Below are 15,445 nucleotides of genomic sequence, written 5' to 3'. Positions count from 1 at the left end.
CGTGCCGATTCTAGGGCTTTTCTTGAACGTGTTCAAGAAGGGGTGTCGAGGATGTGCGGCCCTTCAACAGGCCGTGGTGGAACGGCGGGTGGCAGGTGACCGTGCGCGGCGCGTCAGATATCCGCGAGGTCCTGGCCGATGTCTGCTTCATGGGCCGTACCCGCCCGGTTGCCGGACTGTGGACCGTACAGGGCGAGCAGCCGGGTCCGGGTCCCGCGCAGCCGTGCCGCCACGGTCTCCGCGACGTACTTGTACAGGGCACGGCCCAGCTCGGCGTCTTCGTCGCACAGTGCGCAGACGGCCGCGGCATCGAACTCCACGGCTTCCACCGGATAGATCGCGGCGGCGCCGAGATGCCAGATGCGCGGCGGGAACAGCCAGGACCAGCCCAGCAGTTCGTCCCGGCCCAGCGTTTCGACCACCACGGAACGACGGCCGGGCACATGGAGGTCGAGTTCGACCTGGCCGGAACGGATGATCCAGAAGCGGTCGGCCTTCCGGCCCTCTTCGAAGATCCGGGTGCCGACGGGCAAGGACACCTCGCGGGCCGCCTGGTCGAGCAGTCGTGCGCGCCCTTCGGGTGGGAGCGCGTCCAGCAGATTCTTGGCCTTTGACATTCCGTCCTCCGTCCGCCACGGATTCCGGGGTGTTGTGCACGCGGACGTCAGCCGTACCGGCGCACCACCTCTAGAGAACGATATGCGCTCTTCCGCGCCGCCGCTCGGGCGCGGCACGGGTCGAGCCGCGCCCTGCTCCTGGAGCCTCTCCCGCGCCGAGCGGCCCGCTCGGCGACCTGCCTGTCATCGGTCCAGTCCCATTGGCGGAAGGGCTGGACCATTTTTAGCGTGTGCATTGTCAGGTACATGATGAAAAACTGGTGCGGTGGGCGGCCGGCCATGACAGATGGACTCGACCGTGAAGGTCCCGACCCCTGCCGAGATGTGCCAGGCCAAGGCGTCGGGTCTGACCACCCTGCTGTCCATCGGCGGTGCCACGGCCGGGATCGACCTCAGCTCCAGCGCCGTCGCCGACCGCTTCGTCGACACCGTGGTGCCGATCCTGCAGACGTACAACTTCGACGGCATCGACATCGACATCGAGACCGGCCTCACCGGCGGCGGCAACATCGCTCAGCTGTCCACGTCCCAGGCCAATCTCATCCGCATCATCGACGGTGTACTCGCGCGGATGCCGTCCAACTTCGGCCCGACGATGGCGCCCGAGACGGCGTTCGTCACCGGGGGCAGCGTGGCGTACGGCTCCATCTGGGGCGCGTACCTGCCCATCGTGAAGAAGTACGCGGACAACGGCCGGCTCTGGTGGCTGAATATGCAGTACTACAACGGCAGCATGTACGGCTGTTCCGGCGACTCGTACTCCGCCGGCACCGTCCAGGGGTTCACCGCGCAGACCGGCTGTCTGAACAACGGCCTGACCATCCAGGGCACCACGATCAAGGTTCCGTACGACAAACAGGTCCCGGGCCTGCCGGCGCTGCCCGGCGCCGGGGGCGGCTACATGGCGCCGAACCTGGTCTCACAGGCCTGGAACACTTACGGCGGCGGGCTGAAGGGGCTGATGGACTGGTCGCTCAACTGGGACGGGTCGAAGGGGTGGACGTTCGGAGACAACGTCAAGGCGCTCCAGGGTCGCTGAAATCGGCGGGACAACGGTGCGGCGGAGGGGGGCCCGGCGACCGGGCCCCCTGGCGTCCGGCTCGGGGATCATTCGAAGAATCGGACAATTGATGGCAGAGTGACCCGCATGGATGATCGGGTTGCGGGTGCCCTGTCACTCCCGGACGACTGGCCCGCCCACCCGGATCTCAGCCTCGCCCTGAACCGTATGGGCAGCTTCGACTGGGACCTCGACAGTGGTCTCATGCATATGGACCGGACCGCACTCGACGTGTTCGACCTGCGCGTCGACGAATACGACGGCCGGCCGGAGAGTCTGGGCCCTCGGGTACCGACCGACGAGGCCGCACGGCTCGATGCCATGGTGTCTCAGGCCCTCAAGTGCGGGCAGACCAACTACGGGGCGTACTTCCGCATAGTCCGGCGCGACGGCATGCTGCGCTGGACCCACACCCAGGGCTTCATCCGTCGCGACGAGGCCGGCTGCCCCCACCGCATCATCGGCATCGTCCGGGACGCGACCCAGGAGATGGCCGACTCGACCGCCCGCCGGGAGCTGGACGAGGAGCGGCGCCGCCGCACCAGCCTGGTCGAGACCACCACGGCCGCCCTGGCCCATGCCCGTACCGTCCAGGACGTCATCGAGGTCCTGGAGAACTCGCAGGGACTCGCCCACCTCGGTGCGACCAGTCTCGTCGTGGGGCTGGTCGAAGCCGGGCGCATCCATCTCGTCGCGGACGGCCCTGCGGGGTCCTTCGTGCCGGGCACTCGTTTCACCCGTACGGACGAGCCGTACCCGATGAGCGAAGTGATCCGTACGCTCAGACCTCGTTTCATCGTGTCCGCCGAGGACTTCGCCACCTCGTACCCGATCCTGTGGCCGCGCATCAGCGATCTCGGCATCACCTCCGCCGCCTATCTGCCGCTGATCGCCCAGGCCCGGCCCATCGGTGCACTCGGACTCCTCTACAGCGGCAAGGACGGCTTCGAGGGCGACGAACGCAATCTGCTGGTCGCACTCGGCAGTTCGATCGCCCAGAGCCTCCAGCGGGCCATGCTGTACGAGCAGGAGCACGACCTCGCCGAGGGGCTGCAGCAGGCCATGCTGCCCCGCCGGATCCCCGAGGTACCGGGTGCGCAGATCGCCGTGCGGTACCGCTCGGCCCGGCAGGGGCAGGACATCGGGGGTGACTGGTACGACGTCATTCCGCTGCCCGGCGGCCGCGTCGGCGCCGTCATCGGGGACGTACAGGGCCACGACACGCACGCGGCGGCCGTCATGGGACAGCTGCGCATCGTGCTCCGCGCGTACGCGGCGGAGGGGCACAGCCCGGCCACGGTGATGGCGCGGGCCTCGGCGTTCCTCCACGAGCTCGACACCGATCGCTTCGCGACCTGCACGTACGCCGAGGTCGACCTGAGCACCGGAGTCATACAGCTGGTCCGGGCCGGTCACATCGATCCGCTGGTCCGGGACAGCGACGGGAGCTGTCGCAGGATGCCCGTCGAGGGCGGGCTGCCGCTGGGCCTTTCGGCCGAGTTCGGCGGGCTCGAGTACCCGGTCAGCACCATGGAGCTGGACCCGGGTCAGACGATGGTGCTGTACACCGACGGCCTGGTGGAGCTGCCCGGCGTCGATCTCGACGAGGGGATGCAGCTGCTGGCCGCCATGGTCCGCGACGGTCCGCAGGACCTCGAGCGGCTGGCCGACCAGCTCTGCGAGGAGGTCGACGAGTGCGGCGGTGAGGACGACGTGGCGGTGCTGCTGCTGCGCCGAAAGGCCGTGCACGCGCCCCGGCCGGGCGGCCGGCTCCGGCAGAATGTGGCCCAGAACGACCCGGAGGCGCTGAGCTCGGCCCGGCACATGATCAGGGCCGCCGTACGGGCCTGGGGCGCGAAGGACCGGGCGGACGAGGTCGAGCTGGCCGCCGACGAGCTGATCACCAATGCGCTGACGCACACCGACGGCGGGGCGATCGTCACCATTCGGGTGCTCACCGGGTCCAGGCGGCGGCTGCGGGTCGATGTCGAGGACCGGTCGAGCGCACTGCCACGCCGCCGGGACGCCGGAGAGACCGGCGTGTCCGGGCGGGGCCTGTTGCTGGTGGACCGGCTGGCCGACGCGTGGGGTGTGGAGTCCCGCGGCACCGGCAAGTGCGTCTGGTGCGAATTCATCATTCCGGAGCGTGAATGACGGGCCGCCGGCGGAGGGGCCGGGCCGGTGGAGGGAGCGGGCGGCCATACCGAACAGTAACAGAACGTAACATGTCTGTACTTGACCGTAACCGATCGAGGGGGATTGACTGCGACTGCGGCAGTCGTTGACTCCGGCAATCTTTGTCTTCGATGACATGAGGACCCGTTGGGCACTGAGCTACTGGCACCTCTCGATCTGGCGTTCTGGCATCTCGAATCCGATGCCCACCCGATGCACCTCGGCGCGCTCGCCGTCTTCTCGTCGCCCCCAGCCCCCGCGCGCGGCGTCGACGCGGAGGAGGTCCTCCAGCTGCTCGGGACCCGCGCGGCCGCGATCCCCCGGCTGCGGATGCGTGTACGGGACGTCCTGCTGCCGGTCGGCGGCGCCGCCTGGTCCGTCGACAAGGACTTCGACGTGTACCGGCACGTCAAGCGGGTGCGGCTGCCCCAGGGCGAGGTCGATGCGGGGGGCGGCGGGTTCATGGCGGGGGCCACCCGGCTCGCCGGCGAGCTGATGGAGCAGCCCCTCGAACGTGGGCTGCCGCCCTGGCAGATGTACGTCATCAGCGGCGCCGACGACGGCCCCTTCGCCGTGCTCGTGAAACTGCATCACGCGCTCGCCGACGGAATGCGCGCGGTCGCCATCGGCGCCGGGATCTTCGACGAGATCGCCTCCGTCGGGGCCCGGGCCCGTGGTAGTGCGAGCACCCGCCTGGCGCGCCCGGTCCCGCCCCGCTCCTGGATGCCCGGGCCGCGCCAGGTGGCGGGCTTCGCGCTGGGCCGGATCGAGGATCTCAGCCGGGCGTTCGGTGTCGGCGCTTCCGTCGTACGGGCCAGCCGCCTCGACTTGCGCGGCGCCCCCGCACTCACCGCGACCTCCAGCGGCACCCGGCGACTGGCCACCACCGATCTGGACGCCGAGGCCGTCGGCCGGATCCGCCGGATCGTCGGCGGCACCACCAATGACGTCCTGCTCGGCGTCGTCGCCGGGTCGCTCCGGCGCTGGATGCTGGAGCGCGGCGACGAGCTGCCCGACGCCGACCCACGCGCCCTCGTCCCCGTCTCCCGGCGCAGGCCCGGTGCCACCGCCGCCACCGGGAACCGGCTGTCCGCCTATCTGCTGGGCCTGCCCGTCTCCGAGGCCGACCCGTGGAACCGGCTGCGCGCCGTCCGTACGGCCATGGACCGCAACAAGGCCGCCGGGCCGCTGCGGGGCGCGGGTGCGGTCGCCGTACTCGCCGACCAACTGCCTTCGCTGGCGCATCGCTTCGGGGCCCCGCTGGCGGGCAGCGCGGCCCGGATGCTCTTCGACGTGCTGGTCACCAGTGTGCCCCTGCCGCGCTCGGCGCTCTCGCTCGGCGGCTGCCCGCTGCGGGCCGTCTATCCGATGGCGCCGCTGGCCCGCGGCCAGTCCCTGGCCGTCGCCCTGTCCACGTACAGCGGCCGGGTCCACATCGGTCTGGTGGCCGACGGCAAGGCGGTCCCGGACCTGGAGCGGCTGGCCCGCTGCGCCGAGGACGAACTGTGCGAGCTGCTCGCCCTGATGCCGGCGGACCGAGGTGCCCGCGTGTCGGACGGCGTCAGCCTATAGGTAGGACAAATTTCCTCGAACAAGTCGTATGTGGTGCCGTTCAAGGAGTTGACGCGCCCAAGTGATCCGATGAATATTCGTTGTGCAGAAACAGCGATCATCGGGGAGCGGCAACGGCATGCGGCGAAACAGGCTGGGAAGCAGTGCGGTCGAGGTCACCGAGCTGTCCTTCGGGGCGGCCGGCATCGGCAATCTCTTCCACGAGGTCGATGCCGCGCAGGCCGCCGCTGCCGTGGACGCCGCCTGGGACGAGGGCGTCCGCTACTTCGACACGGCACCGCACTACGGGCTGGGCCTCTCCGAACGCAGGCTCGGCGAGGCCCTGCGCCACCGGCCCCGCGACGCTTACGTGGTGTCCACCAAGGTCGGACGGGTGCTCGACCCGCTGCCGGCCGGCGAGCCGGCCCCGGACGACGGTCTCTCCGAAGGCTTCGCCGTAAGAGCCACCCACCGACGCCGGTGGGACTTCAGCGCCGACGGCGTGCGCCGCAGCATCGAGGACAGCCTCGAACGCCTCGGCCTCGACCGGATCGACCTCGCCTATCTGCACGACCCGGACGACCACGCCGAGGAAGCCTTCCGCACCGCTTACCCGGCCCTCGAGAAGCTGCGCGCCGAAGGAGTTGTCGGCGCCATCGGCGCGGGCATGAACCAGACCGCGATGCTCACCCGCTTCCTGCGCGACACCGACGTCGACACCGTGCTCTGCGCCGGTCGTTACACCCTCCTCGACCAGTCCGCGCTGGCCGAGCTGCTGCCCGAAGCAGCCGCCCGCGGCCGCGCCGTCGTCATCGGCGGGGTCTTCAACTCCGGACTGCTCGCCGACCCGCGCCCCGGCGCGACCTACGACTACGCCGCCGCGCCGATGACCCTGCTCGATCGGGCCCTGCGCATCAAGGCCGTCACCGAGGCGCACGGTGTACCGCTGCGCGCCGCCGCGCTGCGCTACCCGCTCGCTCACCCGGCCGTCGCCTCGGTGCTCGTCGGCACCCGCTCGCCGGACGAGATGCACGACGCCGCGGACCTGCTCTCCCGCGAGATCCCGGACGCCGTCTGGGACGAACTGCACGCAGAGGGTCTGCTCACCGAGGGCCCGCTCCACGAGGACGGACGCTGATCATGAGGATCGCCCTGCACACCAAGGTCCGTGCCGACCGCATCGAGGAGTACGAGGCGGCGCACCGCGAAGTCCCCGCGGAACTCACCACCGCGATCCGCGCGGCGGGCGCCAGCTCGTGGACGATCTGGCGCAGCGGCACCGACCTCTTCCACGTCATCGACTGCGCGGACTACGCCCGGCTCCTCGCGGAGCTGGAGCAGCTCCCCGTCAACGTCGCCTGGCAGGCCCGGATGGACGAGCTCCTCGATGTCGCGCACGACTACTCGACGGACGGTGCCGCTGCCGGTCTGCCCGTCGCCTGGCAGTTGTGACATGACCGGCCGGGAACGGATCGTCGACGCCCACCACCACGTATGGGACCTGGCGGTACGCGACCAGGAGTGGATCACCGGGGACGAAATGGCCCCGCTCGCCCGCACGTTCACCCTCGCCGACCTGGAGCCCGAGGCCCGCGCCGCCGGGGTGTACGCCACCGTCCTCGTCCAGACCGTCACCGTCCCCGAGGAGACCCCCGAGTTCCTCGCCCTCGCCGGCGGCAACGACCTCGTCGCGGGCGTCGTCGGCTGGACCGACCTCACCGCGCCCGACATCGCCGACACCCTGGCCGCGCTGCGCGAACTCCCCGGAGGCGACCGGCTCGTCGCCATCCGCCACCAGGTTCAGGGAGAAGCCGACCCCGAGTGGCTGCTGCGCCCCGACGTCCGTCGCGGGCTGTCCGCCGTGGCCGCCGCCGGACTCGTCTACGACCTGGTCGTCCAGTCCCATCAGCTGCCCGCCACGGTCTCGGCCGCCGCCCTGCTGCCCGAACTCACCTTCGTACTCGACCATGCGGGCAAGCCGCCCGTCGCCACCCGGAACCTGCACCCCTGGGCGGCCGACCTCAAGGCCCTGGCCGACCACCCCAACACCGTCTGCAAACTCTCCGGTCTGGTCACCGAGGCCGACCTGCGCTCCTGGACGGTCGACGACCTCCGCCCGTACGCCGACACCGTTCTCGACGCGTTCGGGCCCGACCGGCTGATGTTCGGCTCCGACTGGCCGGTCTGCCGGCTCGCGGCGAGTTACGCGGAAGTCGTCGACACGGCCCGCACCCTCACCGAAGACCTTGCCGAGGACGAGCGGGCGGCGGTCTTCGCGACCACCGCCGAGCGGGTGTACCGACTTCGATAGGCACAGTCACCCCGGGTGCGGCACCCTGGGAACCATGCCCGAACTACCGGAGGTCGAGGCCCTGCGGGTCTTTCTCGACGACAACCTGGTCGGCAAGGAGATCGCCCGCGTCCTGCCGCTCGCCGTCAGCGTGCTCAAGACCTACGATCCACCACTCAGCGCACTGGAGGGCGGCACCGTCACCGGCGTCGCCCGGCACGGCAAATTCCTGGACATCGGCGTCGGCCCGCTGCATCTGGTCACCCATCTCGCCCGGGCCGGCTGGCTCCACTGGAAGGACAGCTTCCCCGCCACCCCGCCGCGCCCCGGCAAAGGACCCCTGGCGCTGCGCACCGTACTCACCGGTGGCGACGGCTTCGACCTGACCGAGGCGGGTACCACCAAACGCCTCGCCGTCCATCTAGTCCGCGACCCGGCCGAGGTGCCCGGCATCGTCCGACTGGGGCCCGATCCGCTCGACGACGCGTTCGACCGTGACGCGTTCGCCGCGCTGCTTGCCGGAGAACGCCGTCGGATCAAGGGCGCTCTGCGCGACCAATCGCTGATCGCGGGCATCGGCAACGCCTACAGCGACGAGATCCTGCACGCCGCGAAGATGTCACCGTTCATACTGACCGCGAGCCTCACCGACGACGAGATCACCCGGCTGCACACCGCGCTGCGCACCACGCTCCAGGACGCCGTGGCACGCTCCAGCGGAGTCGCGGCCGGAAAGCTGAAGGCGGAGAAGAAGAGCGGCCTCCGTGTCCATGGCCGCGCCGGCGAACCCTGCCCGGTCTGCGGGGACACCATCCGGGAGGTCTCGTTCAGCGACTCGTCGCTGCAGTACTGCCCGACCTGCCAGACGGGCGGCAAACCGCTGGCCGACCGCCGGCTCTCCAAGCTGCTCAAATAGCGCCTCGCCGCGCTCACCACCGGTCCCTCAGCGGGTCAGCTGAAGCAGCCGCCGTCCGTCCGCCGCACGGATCTCGAAACGGTCGATGGCGGCAGGGCGCAACGCAGCCCCGCCCTGCATCGACAGCGGCTTCTCGTCCGGTCCGGCCACCGACCAGGTGGTGACGGTCTCCTCGCTGCCGTCCCGCCCCACCGCGACCAGTGCGCACACCCCCGCCAACGGGACGCGCGACACCTCCAGGCCGACATCCGTGCCCCACTCCTTCGCCCCGGTCGTCACCACGGCCGCCAGACCCGTGGACCGGTCGGCCGCCGCCCACCGCTGCACCTGGACCTGCCCCGGCGGCCCGGCCGAGGCACCGACCACCACGAGCGGCCCGCCCACCGCGAGGACCACCGCCGCCGCCACCAGCGCCAGCCGCCGCCTGCGGGTCCTGCGCCGCGCGGCCACCACCGCGCCCACCGCACGCCGCATCAGCTCCGGGCCCGCCCGCACCACCGGATCCACCCCCGGCGGCGTCCGCCGCGCATGCTCCGCGAGCACCGCAGTCACCGCGCCGAATTCCGCCGCCCGGAGTTCGCACAGGGGACACTGGGCCAGATGCTCCTCGAAGCGGAAGGCATCGGCAGCGCCGAGCACGCCCAGTGCGTAGGCGCCGACATTGCGATGAGGTTCCGGGGTGCGCATGCCGTCTGGTACGGACCCGGCCCGCGAATCACTCAAGCCAACTCCACCGGACACGCTCTACACTCCGGCCTCATGCTGCGCGTACTGGCCGTCGACGACGAGGCTCCCGCCCTGGAGGAGCTGCTCTACCTCCTGCGCGCCGATCCGCGCATACGCAGCGCCGAGGGCGCCACTGGGGCAACCGAGGCGCTGCGCCGGATCGGCAGCGCCGTCGACGCGGGACCTGACGACCCGTCCGCCATCGATGTCGTCTTCCTCGACATCCACATGGCGGGCCTCACCGGACTCGATGTCGCCCAGCTGCTGGCCGGGTTCGCCGCGCCCCCGCTCATCGTGTTCGTCACCGCCCACGAAGGCTTTGCCGTCCACGCGTTCGACCTCAAAGCCGTCGACTACGTCCTCAAGCCCGTGCGCCGCGAGCGGCTCTCCGAGGCCGTGCGCCGCGTCGCGGAGCAGATCGGCGACCGCTCCGCACCCGCGCCCTCCGCGCCTGTCCACTCCGCGCCCGTCCATGACACCGCCGCCGACCAGATCCCCGTCGAACTCGGTGGAGTCATCCGGTTCATCCCGGTCGACGACATCGCGTACGCCGAAGCGCAGGGCGACTACGCCCGGCTGTACACCGCCACCGGCAGCCACCTCGTCCGTATTCCCCTCACCACCCTTGAGGAGCGCTGGCGCTCGCGCGGCTTCGTACGCATCCACCGCCGCCATCTCGTCTCCCTCGCCCGCATCGACGAGCTGAGGCTCGACGCGGGCACCATGAGTGTCCGCATCGGCGCCGCGGAGCTCGCCGTGAGCCGACGCCACACCCGTGCGCTGCGCGACCTGCTGATGCGGCGGACCGGCCGCTGACCAGGGCCTACCCGGGTTCGAACCCTTCCCAGGGCGCCCCCGGATGCGTACACTCCGGGCCCATGTCCGCAGAGTCGACGCCCCGGCGTGAAGTGGTGACGGGGGAGCCCCGGCGGGTGCGCCCGCTGCCGCGCTACCGCACCCAGTCGGAGATCGACGAGCAGACCGCTCTCGGTGGCGCCTATGTCCGTTCGCTGATGCGCAGCCAGCTGCGCGCCGGGCTCACCGCCTTCAGTGTGCTCGCCGTGGTCGTCGGTACGCTCCCGCTGGTCTTCGAGGCCCTGCACAGCGCCGCCGTCGTATGGGCAGTCCTCGGCTTCGCCGCCTATCCGCCGCTGACCCTGATCGCCTGGTGGTACGTACGGCGGGCCGAACGCAACGAGCGAGACTTCGCGAGGCTCGTGGAAGGCCGCCCCGCGCAGTGAGCCGCACGTACGCGGTGGTGGCCGTGGCCGCCGTCGTTCTCACCACCCTTCTCGTCGGCGGTTTCGGGCTGCGCATCTCCCGTACGACCTCGGACTTCTACGTCGCCTCCCGCACCGTCCGGCCCCGGCTCAACGCCGCCGCGATCAGCGGGGAATACCTCTCCGCCGCCTCCTTCCTCGGCATCGCGGGCCTGGTGCTCGTGCACGGCCCCGACATGCTGTGGTACCCGGTCGGCTACACCGCCGGCTATCTGCTGCTGCTGGTGTTCGTCGCCGCGCCGCTGCGCCGCTCCGGGGCGTACACCCTGCCCGACTTCGCCGAGGGGAGGCTCGAGTCGCGGCAGGTGCGCAGGCTGGTGAGCGTCCTCGTCGTCGGGGCGGGCTGGCTCTATCTCGTACCGCAGCTCCAGGGCGCCGGGCTCACCCTGAAAATCCTGACCGGAGCGCCGGGCTGGCTCGGCGACGTGCTCGTCGCGTCGGTCGTCGTGACAGCCGTCGCCGCGGGCGGCATGCGGTCCATCACCTTCGTGCAGGTCTTCCAGTACTGGCTGAAACTGACCGCGCTCCTGGTCCCCGCGATCTTCCTGGTGCTGGCCTGGCACGGCAGCGGGCACCCCCGGGGCACCTTCGACGAGCAACTGTCCGTCTTCCGCGCGGACCACCCCCTGTACGCCACGTACGGGCTGATCATCGCGACGTTCCTCGGCACCATGGGGCTGCCGCACGTCGTCGTCCGCTTCTACACCAGCCCCAACGGCCGCGACGCCCGCCGCACCACCGTCGTCGTGCTCGCCCTCATCGGCGCGTTCTATCTGCTGCCACCCGTCTACGGAGCGCTCGGCAGGGTGTACGCCCCCGAGCTCATCCACGGTGGGGACGCGGACGCGGCGGTGCTGCTGCTGCCCGAGCGCGTCATCGGCGGGCTCGGCGGCGATCTGCTCGGCGCGCTCATCGCGGGCGGCGCGTTCGCCGCGTTCCTGTCGACCGCCTCCGGACTCACCATGGCCGTCGCCGGAGTCATCACCCAGGACGTCCTGCCGTCGCGCGGGGTGCGGCACTTCCGGCTGGCCACCGTGCTCGCCATGTGTGTCCCGCTGGCCGGTTCGCTGATGGTCAGCCGGGTGCCGGTGGCCGACTCGGTGGGGATGGCGTTCGCCGTGTCGGCGTCGTCGTTCTGTCCGCTGCTGATCCTCGGCATCTGGTGGCGGCGGCTCACCCCGCCCGGCGCGATCGCCGGACTGGTGCTCGGGGGCGGCTCGGCGTTCCTGTCCGTCGCCATCACCGTCAGCGGTGCGGTGCGTCCACCGGGGTGGCCGCACACGCTGCTCGCCTGGCCCGCCGTCTGGTCGGTGCCGGTCGGCTTCCTCGCGATGGTTCTGGTGTCGCTGGCCACGCCCGGCCGTATCCCGCCGGGGACGAACGCCGCGATGACGCGCTTCCACCTGCCGGAAGCGCTGATGCCCGGCAGACACCGATGACTTGGGGCCGCGATGACTGAGGTGCGCGATGCGCCGGGGGTCTCGACGACTGGGGGAAAGCCATGACCGGGGCCGGATACGCCGTACTCGTCCTGCTCGTACTTCTGCTGTTCGGCGGCGGCTTTCTGCTCGGCCGGCGTACCGCCCGCCCCGTTCGCACCAGCGACGTCGGCACCCCCGTCGAGCACGCCACCTTCGAGACCCTGCACACCGCCTCGCTGGCCGCGCCCCCGCTGCGCGCCGGACTCACCGAGGAGAGCGCCCGCAGGTCCGCCCGCAGGCTGCGCTCCCTGCTCGGCACCGACGCACTCTGCCTCACCGACCGGGACCGGGTGCTCGTCTGGGACGGCGAGGGCGACCACCACGGCAAGCACGTCATGGACCAGGTGCGGGGCCTCCTCGCGAGCGGCCGCGACACCGCTTTCCACAGCGACTGCGACGACCTCGACTGCCCGCTGCGCTGGGCCGTCGCCGTGCCCCTGACCGTCGACCACCGGGTCCTCGGCACCCTGATCGCCTACGCCCCGCGTGAGTCCGCGGTACTGGCCAGGGCGGCGGGAGAGGTCGCCCGCTGGGTCTGCGTACAGCTGGAACTCGCCGAACTCGACCGGTCCCGGACCCAGCTCATCGAAGCCGAGATCAGGGCTCTGCGTGCCCAGATATCCCCGCATTTCATCTTCAACTCCCTGGCCGCCATCGCGTCTTTCGTCCGCACCGACCCGGAGCAGGCCCGCGAGCTGTTGCTGGAGTTCGCCGACTTCACCCGGTACTCGTTCCGCAGCCACGGCGACTTCACCACCCTCGCCGACGAGTTGCACTCCATCGACCAGTATCTGGCGCTCGTGCGGGCCCGCTTCGGCAAGCGGCTCTCGGTCAGGCTCCAGGTCGCCCCCGAGGTGCTGCCCGTCGCCCTGCCGTTCCTCTGTCTCCAGCCGCTCGTCGAGAACGCGGTCAAGCACGGCCTCGAAGGCGCTGTCACCCTTCCCCGAGACCTCAGCTCCGCCCGAGCAGGGGAGACCCCGATCCGCATCACCATCAGCGCCCTGGACGCGGGCTCCGAGGCGGTGGTCGTCATCGAGGACGACGGCACCGGCATGGATCCCGAACGGCTCCGGCAGATCCTGCGCGGCGAGGGCGGCACCTCCACCGGCATCGGGCTGCTCAACGTCGACGAGCGGCTGCGTCAGGTGTACGGCGACGACTACGGGCTCGTCATCGAGACGGGGATCGACGCCGGGATGAAGATCACCGTGCGTCTGCCGAAGTACCGCGCCGGGGTGCACGGTTCGTGACCGGCATCACGAGCGACCCCCGCCGGGCAGCCGGCGTCAGTACAGGTGGATCGCCAGATGCCCGAGCGGCAGTCCCAGCTGCCAGGCCGGCGTCCACACCTGGGCCGTCTCCTCCGGCCACTCCAGGTCCTCCTCGACATCGACCGGCTCCCACGGCGCCGGACCGATCGCATCGAGGTCGGCCGCGAGCAGCTCGGTCTCCTCGAGCCACCGCCATGCGACCCGGGCCAGCGCCAGATCGGGGTCCGGTCCGCCCCGCACACCGTCCGGCGCCGGAGCCACCGCCAGGGCGTCGAGCTGCTCGCAGACCCATCTGCGCCAGGCCGTCCCGTACGCGGTCAGCAGCCGCAGCTCGTCCATCCGGGCCGCGGGCAGGGCATCGGCCACGCCGCCGTCGGAGAGAAAGATGGTCAGGGCGAGCGCATCGCGTCCCGCGCGGTACTCCAGCGTCGACGGTTCCATCAGATCGCCGGTCCGCAGCAGCTCATCGGCGATGTACTCGGCGTACATCCAGGCCATCGGGACCAGCAGCCCGCCCCCACTGGTTCCATCCGTACGTTCCGGACGCATCCCGTTTCGCCTCCTCCTCTTCTCGGCACCGGGCTACACGCAGCATTGAACCGGGGGAGCGCGCCCCGCGTGGCCAGAAGGACAGGATCCGTCGGACGGATCCGTCACAGAACAGACATGAGGTTGCGATGACCGCCGATCCCGGGGAGGGCCCGCATGTGCGGCAGCTGCTCGGCGCCTACGTTCTCGACGCGCTCACGACCGGGGAGACCCGTCGCGTCTGCCGCCATCTGCGGGAGTGCGACGGCTGTACCGCCGACTATGTGGAGGTCGCGGAGGCCGCGGCCCTGCTCGGCCTGGTCAGCGAGGAGGACCTGCTCGGGGAGTAGCCGGGCAGATTACGGGATAGCAGACGCAGCGCGTAGTACGAGCGGGACTTGACCGTGCCCGCCGGAATGCCGAGCACCTGCGCCGTCTCGCCCACGCTCAGCCCGCGGAAATATATCTGCACAAGCACCGCACGGTGCTCGGGGCTGAGCGTGCGCACCGCCTCACGCACATCGAGCGCGGCGACGGTGGACTCCGTGGAGTCCTCGCGGCCCGGGGCGCTCTCCAGCGCGATGTCGCCGACTTCGGTCGGCCGGGCCTGCCGGGACCTGCGCGCGTCGATCGCGAGGCGCCGCGCGACGGTGAAGAGCCAGGGCCGCATCGAGTCGTACGGACCGTCGAACGCCTCCGGGTGCTGCCAGGCCCGTACCAGCGTCTCCTGGAGGAGGTCCTCGGCCCGCTGCCGGTCACCGAAGGTCAGACCGAGCAGGAAGTGCAGGAGCGCGGGACCGTGTTCGCGCTGCAACTTCGCGAGGGCCTGCTCGTCGGTCGTCGTCGTGGTCATCGTGCACGCCCTTCCCCGCGGAGGCCCTTGCCGCCGCGCCGCTGCCTGCGCCGTATACGAACGCATTCGCGCCGAGACGAACAGGAGATGCACCGAGGCGTGCGACGAGCGGTCGCACGGAGCGGCGAATGGTGCGGTGAACGGTCGGGCGGACGCCGCACGGGCTCAGGGCCTTCGTCCGGACCCCCGGCCCGTCCTCGGCCGCCGCGGCCGAGGACGGGGCCCGGTCAGCGGGGCACCGGAGCCGGCCGTACGGCCAGCAGCCAGCCGCGTCCCGGAGCCACCGGTACCCGCTCGCCCGCCGCGAAGGGGCGTTCCGGCTGGAAGCCCTCGATCGCGGGCGCATACGCCGCCACCGGGCCGTCGGCGTCCGCCAGGACACACCCCACCGGTTCCGCCGCCCATGACGCGATCGCGGTCGTCGTCCCGCCGGGCCCCTCCCAGGTGGAGGCGAGGACATCGTCCCGGCCGGTGGACACGGGCGGTCCGTCCGCCCACCAGCCGGTGAACTCGGCTTCGGTGAGGCCAAGCTCGTCGAAGGCCCGCCATATCGGCCGCACATCGGTCATCGGGGCGCGCGCCGTCATGCCGAAGACCAGGCCCCGCCACGGGTTGCCGCCGCCCTCCAGCAAAAGTGGCGGCAGAACAAGGACGGCTCGCTCACCTTATGGCAGGAGACCGACGAGTACCCGGCGGC

Annotated in this window: 16 protein-coding genes and 1 pseudogene; 12 read left to right on the top strand and 5 right to left on the bottom strand. The window is 71.1% G+C overall.

The genetic code is table 11. The annotated features are described in order from the left end of the window. Positions 1-113 precede the first annotated feature (113 nt). Complete coding sequence (locus ACFYP5_RS12055) at positions 114-617, bottom strand: cyclic nucleotide-binding domain-containing protein (protein ID WP_389033930.1); 504 nt, start codon at positions 615-617, stop codon at positions 114-116. 286 nt (positions 618-903) lie between these two features. Between ACFYP5_RS12055 and ACFYP5_RS12050 the strand changes: the two are divergent. From ACFYP5_RS12050 to ACFYP5_RS12020, 7 genes and pseudogenes are all read left to right on the top strand, one after another. After that, positions 904-1,656: pseudogene (locus ACFYP5_RS12050) on the top strand (glycosyl hydrolase family 18 protein); the annotation flags it as partial. Positions 1,657-1,764: 108 nt separating this feature from the next. After that, positions 1,765-3,831, top strand: coding sequence for a SpoIIE family protein phosphatase (locus tag ACFYP5_RS12045; RefSeq protein ID WP_389033927.1), 2,067 nt, complete (start codon positions 1,765-1,767; stop codon positions 3,829-3,831). A gap of 168 nt (positions 3,832-3,999) precedes the next feature. Continuing rightward, positions 4,000-5,424 carry a wax ester/triacylglycerol synthase family O-acyltransferase gene (locus ACFYP5_RS12040; RefSeq protein ID WP_389033924.1) on the top strand — a complete coding sequence of 475 codons (1,425 nt, stop codon included), beginning with the start codon at positions 4,000-4,002 and terminating at the stop codon, positions 5,422-5,424. Positions 5,425-5,542: 118 nt separating this feature from the next. Then, positions 5,543-6,541 (top strand): aldo/keto reductase, encoded by a 999-nt coding sequence (locus tag ACFYP5_RS12035; RefSeq protein WP_389033922.1) that lies wholly within the window; start codon positions 5,543-5,545, stop codon positions 6,539-6,541. A gap of 2 nt (positions 6,542-6,543) precedes the next feature. Further along, positions 6,544-6,855, top strand: coding sequence for an L-rhamnose mutarotase (locus tag ACFYP5_RS12030; RefSeq protein WP_389033919.1), 312 nt, complete (start codon positions 6,544-6,546; stop codon positions 6,853-6,855). A gap of 1 nt (position 6,856) precedes the next feature. Beyond that, complete coding sequence (locus ACFYP5_RS12025) at positions 6,857-7,714, top strand: amidohydrolase family protein (RefSeq protein ID WP_389033916.1); 858 nt, start codon at positions 6,857-6,859, stop codon at positions 7,712-7,714. 34 nt (positions 7,715-7,748) lie between these two features. Further along, positions 7,749-8,609 carry an Fpg/Nei family DNA glycosylase gene (locus tag ACFYP5_RS12020; protein ID WP_389033915.1) on the top strand — a complete coding sequence of 287 codons (861 nt, stop codon included), beginning with the start codon at positions 7,749-7,751 and terminating at the stop codon, positions 8,607-8,609. A gap of 27 nt (positions 8,610-8,636) precedes the next feature. Here ACFYP5_RS12020 and ACFYP5_RS12015 read toward each other — a convergent pair whose 3' ends face one another. Next, positions 8,637-9,332 (bottom strand): zf-HC2 domain-containing protein, encoded by a 696-nt coding sequence (locus ACFYP5_RS12015; RefSeq protein ID WP_389033912.1) that lies wholly within the window; start codon positions 9,330-9,332, stop codon positions 8,637-8,639. 36 nt (positions 9,333-9,368) lie between these two features. Between ACFYP5_RS12015 and ACFYP5_RS12010 the strand changes: the two genes are divergently transcribed. The 4 genes from ACFYP5_RS12010 (at position 9,369) to ACFYP5_RS11995 (ending at position 13,346) form a co-directional block, all read left to right on the top strand. Beyond that, on the top strand, positions 9,369-10,151 hold the full coding sequence (locus tag ACFYP5_RS12010; RefSeq protein WP_389033909.1) for a LytR/AlgR family response regulator transcription factor: 783 nt from the start codon (positions 9,369-9,371) through the stop codon (positions 10,149-10,151). Between the two features lie 62 nt (positions 10,152-10,213). Then, complete coding sequence (locus ACFYP5_RS12005) at positions 10,214-10,576, top strand: hypothetical protein (protein WP_052189755.1); 363 nt, start codon at positions 10,214-10,216, stop codon at positions 10,574-10,576. Then, positions 10,573-12,054 carry a cation acetate symporter gene (locus tag ACFYP5_RS12000; RefSeq protein ID WP_389033907.1) on the top strand — a complete coding sequence of 494 codons (1,482 nt, stop codon included), beginning with the start codon at positions 10,573-10,575 and terminating at the stop codon, positions 12,052-12,054. The genes ACFYP5_RS12005 and ACFYP5_RS12000 overlap by 4 nt, the downstream gene beginning before the upstream one ends. Positions 12,055-12,116: 62 nt before the next feature. Continuing rightward, positions 12,117-13,346 carry a sensor histidine kinase gene (locus tag ACFYP5_RS11995; protein ID WP_389033905.1) on the top strand — a complete coding sequence of 410 codons (1,230 nt, stop codon included), beginning with the start codon at positions 12,117-12,119 and terminating at the stop codon, positions 13,344-13,346. Between the two features lie 36 nt (positions 13,347-13,382). On the opposite strand, the gene ACFYP5_RS11990 is transcribed toward ACFYP5_RS11995, so the two are convergent. Further along, positions 13,383-13,916, bottom strand: coding sequence for a hypothetical protein (locus tag ACFYP5_RS11990; protein WP_389033902.1), 534 nt, complete (start codon positions 13,914-13,916; stop codon positions 13,383-13,385). A 128-nt stretch (positions 13,917-14,044) separates the two neighbouring features. Here ACFYP5_RS11990 and ACFYP5_RS11985 point away from each other — a divergent pair, with 128 nt between their 5' ends. Then, a complete protein-coding gene (locus ACFYP5_RS11985) occupies positions 14,045-14,245 on the top strand; it encodes a zf-HC2 domain-containing protein (RefSeq protein WP_389033900.1) in 201 nt (66 codons plus the stop codon). Here ACFYP5_RS11985 and ACFYP5_RS11980 read toward each other — a convergent pair. Both ACFYP5_RS11980 and ACFYP5_RS11975 read right to left on the bottom strand, forming a co-directional pair. Next, positions 14,176-14,748: a sigma-70 family RNA polymerase sigma factor gene (locus tag ACFYP5_RS11980; RefSeq protein WP_389033898.1), complete on the bottom strand. Its 573-nt coding sequence runs from the start codon at positions 14,746-14,748 to the stop codon at positions 14,176-14,178. The genes ACFYP5_RS11985 and ACFYP5_RS11980 overlap by 70 nt on opposite strands. A gap of 227 nt (positions 14,749-14,975) precedes the next feature. Further along, a complete protein-coding gene (locus ACFYP5_RS11975) occupies positions 14,976-15,380 on the bottom strand; it encodes a glycoside hydrolase domain-containing protein (protein ID WP_389033895.1) in 405 nt (134 codons plus the stop codon). Positions 15,381-15,445 lie beyond the last annotated feature (65 nt).

Origin of the sequence: Streptomyces sp. NPDC005262 (assembly GCF_042872425.1) — a bacterium.
Taxonomy (GTDB): Bacteria; Actinomycetota; Actinomycetes; order Streptomycetales; family Streptomycetaceae; genus Streptomyces.
This window is presented reverse-complemented; position numbering and strand designations above follow the sequence as displayed.

What these genes read in the sequence shown, in the direction of transcription:
- ACFYP5_RS12055 (WP_389033930.1), bottom strand. Translation starts at nt 617, where the DNA reads ATGTCAAAGGCCAAGAATCTGCTGGACGCGCTCCCACCCGAAGGGCGC.
- ACFYP5_RS12045 (WP_389033927.1), top strand. Translation starts at nt 1,765, where the DNA reads ATGGATGATCGGGTTGCGGGTGCCCTGTCACTCCCGGACGACTGGCCC.
- ACFYP5_RS12035 (WP_389033922.1), top strand. Translation starts at nt 5,543, where the DNA reads ATGCGGCGAAACAGGCTGGGAAGCAGTGCGGTCGAGGTCACCGAGCTG.
- ACFYP5_RS12030 (WP_389033919.1), top strand. Translation starts at nt 6,544, where the DNA reads ATGAGGATCGCCCTGCACACCAAGGTCCGTGCCGACCGCATCGAGGAG.
- ACFYP5_RS12025 (WP_389033916.1), top strand. Translation starts at nt 6,857, where the DNA reads ATGACCGGCCGGGAACGGATCGTCGACGCCCACCACCACGTATGGGAC.
- ACFYP5_RS12020 (WP_389033915.1), top strand. Translation starts at nt 7,749, where the DNA reads ATGCCCGAACTACCGGAGGTCGAGGCCCTGCGGGTCTTTCTCGACGAC.
- ACFYP5_RS12010 (WP_389033909.1), top strand. Translation starts at nt 9,369, where the DNA reads ATGCTGCGCGTACTGGCCGTCGACGACGAGGCTCCCGCCCTGGAGGAG.
- ACFYP5_RS12005 (WP_052189755.1), top strand. Translation starts at nt 10,214, where the DNA reads ATGTCCGCAGAGTCGACGCCCCGGCGTGAAGTGGTGACGGGGGAGCCC.
- ACFYP5_RS11995 (WP_389033905.1), top strand. Translation starts at nt 12,117, where the DNA reads ATGACCGGGGCCGGATACGCCGTACTCGTCCTGCTCGTACTTCTGCTG.
- ACFYP5_RS11990 (WP_389033902.1), bottom strand. Translation starts at nt 13,916, where the DNA reads ATGCGTCCGGAACGTACGGATGGAACCAGTGGGGGCGGGCTGCTGGTC.
- ACFYP5_RS11985 (WP_389033900.1), top strand. Translation starts at nt 14,045, where the DNA reads ATGACCGCCGATCCCGGGGAGGGCCCGCATGTGCGGCAGCTGCTCGGC.
- ACFYP5_RS11980 (WP_389033898.1), bottom strand. Translation starts at nt 14,748, where the DNA reads ATGACCACGACGACGACCGACGAGCAGGCCCTCGCGAAGTTGCAGCGC.